This is a genomic window from Amycolatopsis sp. FDAARGOS 1241, assembly GCF_016889705.1.
GTDB lineage: Bacteria > Actinomycetota > Actinomycetes > Mycobacteriales > Pseudonocardiaceae > Amycolatopsis.
Genome location: NZ_CP069526.1, coordinates 6,955,001 through 6,967,371, shown reverse-complemented (window position 1 = coordinate 6,967,371; position 12,371 = coordinate 6,955,001). Strand labels below are relative to the sequence as shown.

The window sequence follows — 12,371 nt, the reverse complement described above, 5'->3', positions numbered from 1 at the left end:
CAACAGTGAGGAGGTCCGGGTGGACGCCGACGACTTCGGCCAGGTGCTGGCGGCCGTGCGCGAGTTCGTGCGCAAGGAGGTCGTGCCGCGCGAGGCGGAGATCGACGAACGCGACGAGATCCCCGCCGCGATCCGCGAGAAGGCCGCCGGGCTGGGCCTGTTCGGCTTCGCCTTGCCGGAGGAGTTCGGCGGGCTCGGCCTGGGCATGTCCGAGGACGTGCGGCTCGCGATCGAACTCGGCTACACGACACCCGCGTTCCGCTCGCTCTTCGGCACCAACAACGGCATCGCGGGCCAGGCGATCGTCGCCTACGGCACGCCGCAGCAGCGGGAGCACTGGCTGCCGCGGCTGGCCGCGGGCGAGGCCGTCGCGTCGTTCGCGCTCACCGAGGCCGAGGCCGGTTCCGACCCGAGCGGGCTCACCAGCCGCGCGGTTCCCGTCGACGGCGGCTACCGGCTCACCGGCGTCAAGCGCTTCATCACCAACGCGCCGCTCGCCGACGTCTTCCTGGTCTTCGCCCGCACCGAACCCGACAGCACCGGCAGCCACGGCATCTCGGCGCTGCTCGTGCCTTCGGACGCGCCGGGCGTCACCGTCGGCCCGCACGACCGGAAGATGGGCCAGGCCGGCGCCTGGACGGCCGAGGTGTTCTTCGACGACGTCGAGGTCCAGGCGCGGCACCTCGTCGGTGAGGAGGGCAAGGGCTTCGGCATCGCGATGGCGTCGCTCGCGCGCGGCCGGCTCCACATCGCGGCACTGTGCGTGGGCATGGCCGAACGAGCGCTGGGCGAAGCCGTGGAGTACGCGCGGACCGCTCGCCAGGGCGGCCGCCCGATCGGTGACTACCAGCTCGTGCAGGCGCTGCTCGCCGAGTCGCACGCCGAGCTGGCGGCCGGGCGCGCGATGGTGCACGCGGCCGCCGAGGCGTACGAATCGGGTGAGGACCGCAGGCTCGGCCCGTCGTCGGCGAAGCTGTTCTGCACCGAGATGCTCGGTCGCGTCGCCGACCGCGCGGTGCAGGTGCACGGCGGTGCGGGCTACCTCCGCGGCGTGACCGTGGAGCGGATCTACCGCGACGCGCGCCTGTTCCGCATCTACGAGGGCACCAGCGAGATCCAGAAGCTCGTGATCGCGCGTCAGCTGCTGCGCGATTCCTGAGCCAGCTTGGCGACCTCGCTCGTCAGCAGATCGATCTCGTCGTCGGTGTTGTAGTAGTGCACCGACGCGCGCACGAGGGCGGGCAGGTGCCGCGCGGTGAAGTCGTACTGCGCCGAGGTCGCGTGGGTCACGCTCGTATTGATCTTCGCGGCCGCGAGCGTGCGCATCACCTGCTCGGAGCCGAGTCCGTCGAGGCTGAACGACACCAGTCCGCACTTGCGCGCGCCGACGTCGTGCACCTGCACCCCTTCGATCTCGCCCAGCCGCCCGCGCAGCGTCGCCGCCAGCGCGCCGACGCGGGCTTCGATCGCCGACAGGCCCCATTCGAGCGCGTAGTCGACGGCCGCCCCGAGCCCGAGCACGGCGGCGTGGTCGCGTTCCCAGACTTCGAACCGCTTCGCCGTCGGGTCGACCACGTACTCGTCCGGCGCTTCCCAGCTGGCCGAGTGCAGGTCGAGCGTCGCCGGTTCGAGCCGCTCGCGCAGCCGCGGGTGCACGTACAGGAAGCCGGTGCCGCGCGGCCCGCGCAGGTACTTGCGGCCGGTGGCCGACAGCGCGTCGCACTGCAGCCGCTCGACGTCGAGGTCGAGCTGCCCGGCCGATTGGCACGCGTCGAGCAGGAACGGGATGCCGGCTTCGCGCGCGACCGCGCCGATCTCCTCGGCCGGGTTCACGAGGCCACCCTGCGTCGGCACGTGGCTCACGGCGATGAGCTTCACGTGCTCGTCGATCAGCCGCCGCAGGTCGGCCACGTCCAGCTGCCCGGTTTCGTCGTCGGCGACGACCTCGACGCGCGCCCCGGTGCGGCGCGCGATCTGGAGGTAGGCGATCGCATTGCTCGCGTACTCGGCGCGCGAGGTCAGGATCCGGTCGCCCGTGCCGAACCGCAGTGCGTAGAACACCGCTTGCCACGAGCGCGTCGCGTTGTCCGTGATGGCGATGTCCTCGGGCTCGGCGTTGATCAGCCGCGCGATGGACGTGTACACGGCGGCGCTGCGCTCGGCCGTGGCCGCGGCGGCCTCGTAGCCGCCGACCAGCGCCTCGGCTCGCAGGTAGTCGACCATCGTGTCGGTCACGAGGGCCGGCGGGAGCGCCGAGCCGGCGTTGTTGAAGTGGACGACGCCGGTACAGCCGGGCGTCTCGGCGCGGGCGCGGGCCACGTCGACGGGCTGAATACTGGGCATGCGAACTGAATACAGTAGAGATCATCCGTATGCAATACTGCGATCATGACCAAGCGCTTGCTGCGCGGTGAACTCATCGAGGAGATCACGGCGCGAGTGCTCGACGGCCGGCTCGCCGCAGGCTCCCGGATCAACGAAGTGCACCTCGCACGCGAACTCGGCGTGAGCCGGACCCCGTTACGCGAGGCGCTGATCGGGCTCGCCGACCGCGGGCTGCTCGTCGCCGCGCCCGGACGCGGTTTCCTCGTCGCCCCGCTCGACCCGGACGAGGCCCGGCGGCTCTACCCGCTCGTCGCGGAGCTCGAGTCGCTCGCGCTGCGCTGGACGTCGCCGCTCGACCTGGCCGCGTTGCCCGACGCGCTCGACGCGGTGACCGACGAGATGGCGGCCCTGCCCCCGGCGGGCGATCTGTCCGCTGTGGACGATCGCTGGCACGCATTGCTGCTGTCGCGCTGCGGGAACCCGCACCTGATGCGCTTGATCGAGCAGACGAAACCGCTGCTGAAGCGCTACGAATCCGCGTACTTCGGCGGCGCCGCGCGCACGGCCGAGAGCATCGCCGAGCACCGCGGGATCGCCGGCGCGCTGCGGTCCGGCGACGTGCCGGGCGCCGCGGCGCTGCTCGTCCGCAACTGGGTCAAGGCACTGGCTTACCTCGAACGGAGCTGAAGGGCATGAAGGTCTTCGCGCACCTGTCCGACCTCCACCTCGACGGCGGCGAGCGCGCCGACGCCCGCGCCGCGGCGGTGCTGGGCTGGCTGCGGAACCTCGCCCGGCCGGTGGAGGCCGTGCTCGTCACGGGTGACATCGCCGACCACGGCCTGCCGGAGGAGTACCGGCGCGCGGCCGAGTTGCTCGCGTACCCGGCGCCCGTGCTCACCTGCCCCGGCAACCACGACCTGCGCGAGGCGTTCCGCGAGTCTCTGCTCGGCGAACCGGCGAGCGCCGCCGCGGTGAACGTGGCCAAGGACGTGGACGGCGTTCTCCTCGCCCTGTGCGATTCGACGATCCCCGGCAAGGGCGCGGGTTATCTCGAAGACTCCACGCTGGCCTGGCTCGACGAAGCGCTCGCCGCGCACGCCGGACCCGCCTTCGTCGCGTTCCACCACCCGCCGCTGGAGGTGGGCATCCCGCTCGTGGACGCCATCCGCCAGACCGGCGAAGACCGCCTCGCCGGGGTCCTGCGCCGCCATCCGCAGGTGGCCGCCGTGCTGTGCGGCCACGTCCACACGGGCGCCGCCACGACGTTCGCCGGCGTGCCGGTGCGCATCGCGCCGGGTGTGGTCTCCGGCTCCCTGCTGCCCGTCGAGCGCGGTGCGGACCGCGGCTGGGCCGAGGGCGGCCCGCTGGACTTCGACCGGCCGCCGTCGGTCCTGCTGCACGTGCTGCACGACGACGGTCGCGTCACCAGTCACCTGCGAGAGGTTCCCTTCAACGGCTGAAGACCGGCAGCGTGACCCGCGACGGGTGCGCCGCGTCGTGGAAGACCTCGAACCGGTTCGGCTTGCCGTCGACGGCGCTCGCGACCGGTTCGCCGGTGCCGTGGTTGCGGGCGAACCGCGGGAACGCGCCACCCGCGACCTGCACGCGCAGCCGGTGGCCGCGGCGGAAGCGATAGGCCGTCGGGTCGAGCGGGACCGCGACCTCCACGATCCCGTCGGCGTCGGCTTCGGGCACGCCGGGGCGCAGCCGCAGGATTCCGTCGGTGACGTTGCGGGAGCGCCCGCCCTGGTCGACGTCGCAGATGCGCACGTACACGTCCGCGTGGCCGAGTTCGGTGCGCACGTACACCGTCGCGCCGGCTTCGCCGATCACGTCGAGGTCCGCGATCAGGGGCTCGCCGGTGAATACGAGCACGTCGTCGCGCGCCTCGACCGCGTTGTTGTCCTGCTGGCGGTTCTTGCCCATCAGCAGCGGCCCGCCGACGGCGGGCGTCGGGTCGGCGGGGTCGTAGGTGAACGTCGACGGCCGTGCTTCGCCGGGCGCCTCGCCGAGCCCGCCAAAGGGGCGCAGATGGGAGTCCGTGGGCGTCGATTCGGGTGGCCACGCGTCGAAGTCGAGCCACGTCGCGGCCTGCTGCAGGTACAGGCGCACGGGGGAGCGCTGCAGCTGCGCGCCGTCGTCCAGCAGGTGCGCACGCAGGAACCCGATCTGGTCCTGCACGGTGACCCGCAGGCTCGCCGGGTCGCCGTGGGCCCACGGCCCGATCGTGATCCGCGGGCGGTGCCCCGCGTCCTGCAGCGTGCGGAAGTCGCGCAGTTGACTGGAGATGAACAGGTCGTACCACCCGGTCACCATGCTCACCGGTGTGGTCAGGCCGGCGACCTCGGCGCTGTGGTCGGACATCGCCCAGTACTCGTCGCCCGGCTCGGCGTGGGTGGTCACGTCGCGCAGGAACAGCACCTGCTTGCCGATCGCGGCGACGTCGGCGGAGTTGATCGGCAGGCGCCCCATCGCGACGCGGGTCTTGCGCGTCTGCAGCGGGTTCGGCAGCGCCGCGAACCGTTCCTCCTGACGGCCGATCATCGCCGACCACGACACCATGTTGTCGGCCGCGAGCACGCCGCCCGGGTAGAACGTGGTGACGAACTCCGAAGCCGTCACGGCGAGCGCCATCGCCTCGAGCGGCGGATCGAGGTAGGGACCGAGTGCCCACTGCGTGTGGCCGAGGTAACTCGCCCCGGCCGTCGCGAGCCGCCCGTCGCACCACGGCTGCGCGCGCAGCCACTCGGCGGTGGCGACGCCGTCCTCGCGTTCGAGGTGGAACGGCCGGAACTCGCCTGCCGAGCCGAACGTGCCACGCGTGCTCTGCACCACCGTCTGCAGGCCCTGGCGCGCGAAGGTGCTGCCGAACAGCGCGGCGAGCGGACCCGTGCGGCCGTACGGCGTGCGGATCAGCACGACCGGCCCCGACTGCAGCCCGGCGGGCGTGTACCGGTCCGCGACCAGGTGGACACCGTCGGGCATCGGGATCCGCAGACCCTTCGTGGCGACGGGCGCCGGGCCTTCGGCCTTCGGGAGCCCGAGCAGGAGATCGGCGATGCGGTTCAGCACTGGTTTACCCCTTTCACCGAGCTGGACGCCTCCGAAGCTACCCGCGCTCCGTGACCGGGGTCACGCGGCGCGCGGCCGGCTCGCCAGCTCCCCGGTGACCCGCAACGCCGGGTCGATGAACGGTTCGAGCGCCTCGGCGGCCACCCCGCAGCGGGCCAGCGCCGCCGCGAGCACCGCGGGCCGCGCGCGGTCACCGCCGTCCGCGATTTTCACCGCCACCGCCGTGCCGTCGGGCAGCGCGGCCAGCTGCACCGCCTCGAACCCGTCCTTCGCCAGCAGGCCGGGCACGGCCCGCATCAGCGCGGTGACGTCGCGGCGGGTGCCGGCGACGAGGTCGGGGTGCTGCCGGATCCCTTGTGCCACCAGGCTTTCCGGCGTGCCGGGCGCGGCGGTGGCCAGCCTCGACGCGGCCCGCGCCAGCCCGCGCAGCGACAGTGCGAACAGGGGCGCGCCGCACCCGTCGACGGCGACGTGCGGGACGGGCTGTCCGGTGAGGTCTTCGACGGTGCCGCGGATCGCGCGCTGCAGCGGGTGCGCGCGATCGAGGTACGTGCGCGGGTCCCAGCCGTGCTCACGGCAGGTGGCGAGCAGCGCGGCGTGCTTGCCCGAGCAGCTTCCGCCTCGGCGAACGCGGTGCTGGTCTTTGCTTTCACGGTGGTCAGTGGTTCCTGCTCTGCTTCGCCGTGCGGCCCGGCCGCATGATCGCGGTCAATGCCTGCTCGACGTGCGCCAGGTGCGTCGTCATCGCGGCCACGGCCGCCTCTTCGGAGCCCTCGGTGATCGCCGTGACGATCCGCCGGTGCTCCGCGTTCGACTCCGCGCGGCGCCCGCCCAGCTGGTTGAGGAACGCCGACTGGCGGGCCAGCGCGTCGCGGATTTCCTCGATGACCTTGGCGAAGGCGGGATTGCCCGAGGCCTGCGCGATGGTGACGTGGAAGAGCGAGTCGAGCGCGACCCACGCGGTGTCGTCCGGCTCGAGCTCCATCCGCTCGGCCAGCTGGCGAAGCAGGCCGAGCAGCTCGCCGTCGCGGCGCCGGGCCGCGTAGCCCGCGACGGGGATCTCGACGTGGCGGCGGACCTCGACGAGGTCGCGCGCCGAGTAGCCGCCGAACGTGGGGTGCTCGGCGGGCCCGGGCTCGGTGACGAACGTGCCCTTGCCGGTGCGCGAGACCGTGAGCCCGAGCGCCTGCAGCCCGCGCAGCGCCTCGCGGATCACCGACCGGCTGACCTCGAACTCCTTGCTCAGCGCCGCCTCGGACGGCAGCTTGTCGCCGACCGCGTACTCGCCGCTCTCGATCGCACGGCGCAGGTGTGCCAGCACCGCCTCCATGGCGCTCACGCGGCGAGGGCCCTGTCCGGCTGTCTGGCTGTCAGACAGGTTCATGGTCGCGATCGTGAAGCCCCCGTCCGGGCGGTGTCAAGTGACGGGCGCCGCACCCGGCGCCGGAGGCCACCTGGGCTGCGGAATCGCCGGGCGTTGTGGTCGTGTTCACGCTCCGCGGCCGAGGGCCGAAGCGTCCGGTTTTGTCGGTCCCGCGTGCGACGATCCTCGATGTGCCCGACGACCGCCGTCCCGATCCGCCCCGGCAGGCGAGTCCCGCCGCGGTGCTCGGCTGCGCCCTCGTCGCCGGCGTCGTGGCGATCGCGCTCCTTCTGCTGCTCGTCTTCGCCTGGAACTCGAGCGGCAGTCACGGCCACGCCGCCGCGTCGCTCACCCCGCGTGCCGGCCCGGCCGTGGTGATCACCCCCGCGAAGGTTTCCGCCCCGGCGCGCGGCATGTCGGCGGGCGCGGCGGGCGGGTGAAGAGAGAGGATCCCTACCGACCCGCACACCGCGAGCGCGGACTAGGGTGGATGACCCCGGGCCGCGCCGCAGCAACAACCGGGAAACCGTCTGCCTAGGGGAGGTTTTCGCTGGTGTCGAACGATTCCTTCGTCCACCTGCACGTCCACACCGAGTACTCGATGCTCGACGGTGCGGCGAAGATCGGCCCCTTGTTCGCCGAGGCGGCGCGGCTGGGCATGCCCGCGGTGGGCATGACCGACCACGGCAACATGTACGGCGGCGACGAGTTCTACCAGACCTCCAAGAAGCACGGCCTGAAGCCGATCATCGGCATCGAGGCCTACATCGCGCCGGAGAGCCGCTTCCACAAGAAGCCGGTGTTCTGGGGGCAGGCCAGCCAGCGCGGCTCGGACGAATTCGGTGAGGGCGGCGACGTCTCCGGCGGCGGTGCCTACACCCACATGACGATGCTGGCGGCCAACGCCACCGGCCTGCGAAACCTGTTCAAGCTCTCGTCGCTCGCCTCGATCCAGGGCTACTACCGCAAGCCGCGCATGGACCGCGAGCTGATCGCCGAGAACGCGAGCGGCATCATCGCCACCACGGGCTGCCCGTCGGGCGAGGTGCAGACGCGCCTGCGGCTGGGCCAGCGCGAGGCCGCGATCCAGGCCGCGTCGGACTACAAGGACATCTTCGGCGCCGACAACTTCTTCCTCGAGCTGATGGACCACGGCCTGCCGATCGAGCGGTCGGTGCGCGAGGGACTGCTCGAGATCGGCTCTCTGCTCGACCTCAAGCCGCTGGCGACCAACGACTCGCACTACGTCACCAAGGACCAGGCCGATACCCACTCGGCGCTGCTGTGCGTGCAGGCGGGCAAGACGCTCAACGACCCCACCCGCTTCAAGTTCGACGGCGACGGCTACTTCCTCAAGTCCGCCGCGGAGATGCGTGAGTACTGGGACAAGGAGGTCCCCGGCGCGGCCGACAGCACGCTGCTGATCGCCGAGCGCGTCGAGTCCTACGAAGACGTCTACTCGCACAAGGACCGGATGCCGGTCTTCGACGTGCCCGAGGGCCACACCGAGGCGACGTGGCTGCGCCACCAGGTGGCCGAGGGCCTGAAGTGGCGCTTCCCCGAGGGCATCCCGGACGGCTACGAAGAGCGCTGCGACTACGAGCTCGGCGTCATCGAGCAGAAGGGCTTCCCGGCCTACTTCCTCATCGTCGCCGACCTCATCCAGCACGCGCGTGAGGTCGGCATCCTGGTCGGCCCCGGCCGTGGTTCCGCGGCCGGCGCGCTCGTCGCGTACGCGCTGGGCATCACGAACCTCGACCCGATCCCGCAGAAGCTGCTGTTCGAACGGTTCCTCAACCCCGAGCGCATGTCGATGCCCGACATCGACATCGACTTCGACGACCGTCGCCGCGGCGAGATGATCCGCTACGCCACGGAGAAGTACGGCGCCGACCGCGTGGCCCAGGTGATCACCTTCGGCACCATCAAGACCAAGGCGGCGATCAAGGACTCGGCCCGCGTGCACTTCGGGCAGCCGGGCTACTCGATCGCCGACAAGATCTCGAAGGCGCTGCCGCCGCCGATCATGGCCAAGGACATCCCGCTGTCCGGCATCGTCGACTCGAAGCACGAACGCTACGCCGAAGCGGCGGAGGTCCGCGCCCTCGTCGAGACCGACGAGGAGTGCAAGACGATCTTCGACACCGCCCGCGGGCTCGAAGGCCTGATCCGCAACGCCGGCGTGCACGCCTGTGCGGTCATCATGTCCAGCGAGCCGCTGACCGACGCGATCCCGGTGTGGCAGCGCGATGACGGCTCGATCATCACGGGCTGGGACTACCCCTCGTGCGAGAACATCGGCCTGCTGAAGATGGACTTCCTGGGCCTGCGCAACCTCACCGTCATCGGCGACGCGCTGGCCAACATCAAGGCCAACCGCGGCGAGGAGATCGACCTCGACCGGCTCGGCTTCGACGACCCCGAGGCGTACAAGCTCTTGGGCCGCGGTGACACGCTCGGTGTGTTCCAGCTCGACGGTGGCGCGATGCGCGACCTGCTGCGCCGCATGCTCCCGACCGGGTTCGAGGACATCGTCGCGGTGCTGGCGCTGTACCGCCCCGGCCCGATGGGCATGAACGCGCACAACGACTACGCCGACCGCAAGAACAACCGGCAGAAGGTCAAGCCGATCCACCCGGAGCTCGAAGAGCCGCTGCGCGAGATCCTGGCCGAGACCTACGGCCTGATCGTGTACCAAGAGCAGATCATGCAGATCGCGCAGAAGGTCGCGGGCTACACGATGGGCCGAGCGGACACGCTCCGCCGGGCGATGGGCAAGAAGAAGAAGGAAGTCCTCGAGAAGGAGTACGAGGGCTTCGAGGAGGGCATGCGGGCCAGTGACCTGCGGCCCGGCGGCTTCTCGCCCGAAGCGGTCAAGGCGCTGTGGGACACGATCCTCCCGTTCGCCGGCTACGCGTTCAACAAGTCCCACGCCGCCGCGTACGGCCTGATCGCGTACTGGACCGCGTACCTGAAGGCGAACTACACGCCGGAGTACATGGCCGCACTGCTCACGTCCGTGGGTGACAACAAGGACAAGTCGGCGATCTACCTGTCGGAGTGCCGCCGGCTCGGCATCAAGGTGCTGCCGCCGGACGTCAACGAGTCGGCCCTGCGGTTCGCGGCCGTCGGGGACGACATCCGCTTCGGCCTGGGTGCCGTCCGCAACGTCGGCGCCAACGTCGTCGAGTCGATCATCAAGACCCGCGAGGACAAGGGCAAGTACGCCTCGTTCACGGAGTTCCTCGACAAGTCGGAGCTGGTGGCCTGCAACAAGCGGGTCATCGAGTCGCTGATCAAGGCCGGCGGGTTCGACTCGATGGGGCACACGCGACTGTCGATGATCCAGGTGCACGAGGACGCGGTGGAAGCCGTGGTGCCGCTCAAGCGCCAGGAGGCGATGGGCCAGTTCGACCTGTTCGGCTCGTTCGGCGGAGAGGACGGTGCGGCCGAGGCGGCGCCGTCGTCCTCGCCACTGGCGCACCTGAAGTTCGGCGAGGAGGAGTACCCGCGCAAGCAGATGCTCGCCTACGAACGGGAGATGCTGGGCCTCTACGTGTCCGCGCACCCGCTCGACGGAGCCGAGCGCATCCTGCGCAAGCACGCGCCCAAGCCGATCGCCGCGCTGCTCGCCGACCCGCCGAAGGAGGGTGAGGTCGTGATCTCGGGCCTGCTCACCTCGCTGGAGCGGCGCGTGAACAAGAAGGGCGAGCCCTGGGCGATCTGCACGGTCGAGGACATGGACGCCGCCCTCGAGGTGCTGTTCTTCGCCAAGGCGTACTCGATGTTCGCTGCGGACCTCGTCGAGGACAACGCCGTGCTGGTCAAGGGCCGGGTCAACTGGCGCGAGGACAAGATGTCGGTGTTCGGCGGCGGACTCGTGCCACTCGACCTGTCCGAGGTCGGCAACGCCGACGAGGAACCACCGCTGATGCTGCTGGCCGCGGCCGAGAAGATCGACCAGTCCGTGGTGAGCGAGCTGAAGTCGACGCTGCTGGCACACAAGGGCGAGACCCCGGTGCACCTGAAACTCGTCGGCAAGAACCAGACGGTCTTCGCGCTTTACGATTATCCGGTGAAGGTCAGCTCGATGCTCATCGGTGAACTGAAGGGCATCCCCGGGATCACCGCCAACACCTGATGCCGGAGTACGTGCCGGACCCGCGCCGGTGGCGTGCCCTCGCAGTCACGTTGACGGCCGGTTTCATGACCCTGCTCGACGTCAGCATCGTCAACACGGCCTTGCCGGCGATGCAGCGGGGTCTGAACACGGGCAGCGGCACGATCCAGTGGGTGGTGTCCGGCTACGCACTCACGTTCGGCCTGGTGCTCGTCACCGGCGGGCGGCTCGGCGACGCGCTGGGCCGGCGGCGGGTGTTCCTCTTCTCGCTGGCCGCGTTCGTCGCCACCAGCGCGGCGGCGGGCGCGGCGCAGGACCCGGCGACGCTGGTGGTGGCGCGGCTCGCGCAGGGCTGCGCCGCGGGTTTCCTCACGCCGCAGAACAGCGGCCTGATCCAGGACCTGTTCCGCGGCGACGAACGTGGGCGCGCGTTCGGCGTGTTCGGCGCGGTGGTCGGGATCTCCACCGCCATCGGCCCGGTGCTCGGCGGCGTCATCTTGGCGGTGTTCGGCGATCCGGGTGGCTGGCGCTGGGTGTTCTACGTGAACGTGCCCGTCGGCGCGCTGGCGTTCGGGCTCGCGTTGCGCCTCCTGCCGGAGACCGAGCGGCGCGGGACCCGGCTGCGGTCCGAGATCGACGTCGTGGGGATCCTGCTGCTGGCGATCGCGGTCCTGGGTGTTTTGCTGCCGCTCGTGGAGGCGGCGCAAGGCGGCCTGAAGAGCCTGTGGTGGCTCTTCCCGATCGCGGCGGTGTGCTTCGCGGGGTTCGTGCGGTGGGAGCGCCGCGTGGTGGCAAGAGGGCGGGCGCCGCTGCTCGACATCCGGCTGTTCACGGGCACGCCGGGGTATGCGGCCGGCGCCGCGGTCGGGGCGCTGTACTTTTGCGGGTTCGCCGGCATCTGGCTGGTGTTCGCGCTGTTCTTCCAGCTGGGCCTCGGGTACACGCCGCTGCAGTCCGGGCTGTCGGTGACCCCTTTTGCGCTCGGTTCGGCCGTGTCGGCCGCCGTCGCGGGACGGCTGGTGCCGCGGTTCGGCCGCAGGCTGTCGGTCACGGGCCTGAGCCTGGTGGCCTTCGCGTTGCTGGTGATCGCGGTGGTGGTGGAGTTCGTGCCGCCGTCGGCCGCGGGCTGGGCGGTCGCGCTGCCGTTGCTGCTCGGCGGGATCGGTGGCGGCATGGTGATTTCGCCGAACACCACGCTGACGCTGGAGTGCGTGCCCACGACCATGGCGGGTGCGGCCGGCGGCGCGTTGCAGACGGGGCAGCGCATCGGTACGGCGATCGGCACGGCGGTGCTGGCGACGGTGTTCCAGTCGTCGGTCGTGGCGTCGGACCGGAACTACTCCCACGCGCTCACCATCGCGATGTGCTGCTCGGCGGGCCTGACGTGCGTCGCGCTGCTGCTGGCGATCCTGGAGCTGCGCGCACGACGCGTGCGAGCGGCTCGAACCGAGGCGCACGAGGCGGCGGTACGTGCCGCCGATGTTCACCGAC

The 12,371-nt window shown here is 71.1% G+C and carries 9 protein-coding genes and 1 pseudogene (1 of these 10 cut by a window edge); 6 read left to right on the top strand and 4 right to left on the bottom strand.

Annotated elements, in window-relative coordinates:
- The first annotated feature begins 19 nt into the window (after positions 1–19).
- Positions 20–1,159, top strand: coding sequence for an acyl-CoA dehydrogenase family protein (locus I6J71_RS33955; RefSeq protein WP_204090582.1), 1,140 nt, complete (start codon positions 20–22; stop codon positions 1,157–1,159).
- On the opposite strand, the gene I6J71_RS33950 is transcribed toward I6J71_RS33955, so the two are convergent.
- Positions 1,138–2,343 carry an aminotransferase class V-fold PLP-dependent enzyme gene (locus tag I6J71_RS33950; protein ID WP_204090581.1) on the bottom strand — a complete coding sequence of 402 codons (1,206 nt, stop codon included), beginning with the start codon at positions 2,341–2,343 and terminating at the stop codon, positions 1,138–1,140. The genes I6J71_RS33955 and I6J71_RS33950 overlap by 22 nt on opposite strands.
- Before the next feature lie 45 nt (positions 2,344–2,388).
- Here I6J71_RS33950 and I6J71_RS33945 point away from each other — a divergent pair, with 45 nt between their 5' ends.
- Both I6J71_RS33945 and I6J71_RS33940 read left to right on the top strand, forming a co-directional pair.
- A complete protein-coding gene (locus I6J71_RS33945; RefSeq protein ID WP_204090580.1) occupies positions 2,389–3,012 on the top strand; it encodes a GntR family transcriptional regulator in 624 nt (207 codons plus the stop codon).
- Between the two features lie 5 nt (positions 3,013–3,017).
- Positions 3,018–3,785, top strand: coding sequence for a metallophosphoesterase (locus I6J71_RS33940; RefSeq protein ID WP_204090579.1), 768 nt, complete (start codon positions 3,018–3,020; stop codon positions 3,783–3,785).
- On the opposite strand, the gene I6J71_RS33935 is transcribed toward I6J71_RS33940, so the two are convergent.
- The 3 genes and pseudogenes from I6J71_RS33935 to I6J71_RS33925 form a co-directional block, all read right to left on the bottom strand.
- Entirely contained in the window at positions 3,775–5,397 is a 1,623-nt protein-coding gene (locus tag I6J71_RS33935) for a CocE/NonD family hydrolase (RefSeq protein WP_204090578.1), read from the bottom strand. The genes I6J71_RS33940 and I6J71_RS33935 overlap by 11 nt on opposite strands.
- Positions 5,398–5,457: 60 nt before the next feature.
- Positions 5,458–6,033: pseudogene (locus I6J71_RS33930) on the bottom strand (asparaginase); the annotation flags it as partial.
- A 22-nt stretch (positions 6,034–6,055) separates the two neighbouring features.
- Positions 6,056–6,727: a FadR/GntR family transcriptional regulator gene (locus I6J71_RS33925; protein ID WP_204097371.1), complete on the bottom strand. Its 672-nt coding sequence runs from the start codon at positions 6,725–6,727 to the stop codon at positions 6,056–6,058.
- A gap of 224 nt (positions 6,728–6,951) precedes the next feature.
- On the opposite strand from I6J71_RS33925, the gene I6J71_RS33920 reads away from it, so the two are divergent.
- The 3 genes from I6J71_RS33920 to I6J71_RS33910 all read left to right on the top strand — a co-directional run.
- Positions 6,952–7,200, top strand: coding sequence for a hypothetical protein (locus tag I6J71_RS33920; RefSeq protein ID WP_204090577.1), 249 nt, complete (start codon positions 6,952–6,954; stop codon positions 7,198–7,200).
- 113 nt (positions 7,201–7,313) lie between these two features.
- The gene (dnaE, locus tag I6J71_RS33915) at positions 7,314–10,901 is read left to right on the top strand and encodes a DNA polymerase III subunit alpha (protein ID WP_204090576.1); all 3,588 of its coding nucleotides are present in this window, start codon (positions 7,314–7,316) and stop codon (positions 10,899–10,901) included.
- On the top strand, positions 10,901–12,371 hold the 5' portion of the coding sequence (locus tag I6J71_RS33910) for an MFS transporter (protein ID WP_204090575.1). The gene runs 5 nt beyond the window's last position; the window shows 1,471 of its 1,476 coding nt (coding positions 1–1,471); the start codon lies at positions 10,901–10,903; the stop codon falls past the right edge of the window. The genes dnaE and I6J71_RS33910 overlap by 1 nt, the downstream gene beginning before the upstream one ends.

Bases quoted from the DNA above. Each gene is read 5' to 3' on its own strand.
- I6J71_RS33950 (WP_204090581.1), bottom strand. From the start codon at position 2,343: ATGCCCAGTATTCAGCCCGTCGACGTGGCCCGCGCCCGCGCCGAGACG.
- I6J71_RS33945 (WP_204090580.1), top strand. From the start codon at position 2,389: ATGACCAAGCGCTTGCTGCGCGGTGAACTCATCGAGGAGATCACGGCG.
- I6J71_RS33940 (WP_204090579.1), top strand. From the start codon at position 3,018: ATGAAGGTCTTCGCGCACCTGTCCGACCTCCACCTCGACGGCGGCGAG.
- I6J71_RS33925 (WP_204097371.1), bottom strand. From the start codon at position 6,727: ATGGAGGCGGTGCTGGCACACCTGCGCCGTGCGATCGAGAGCGGCGAG.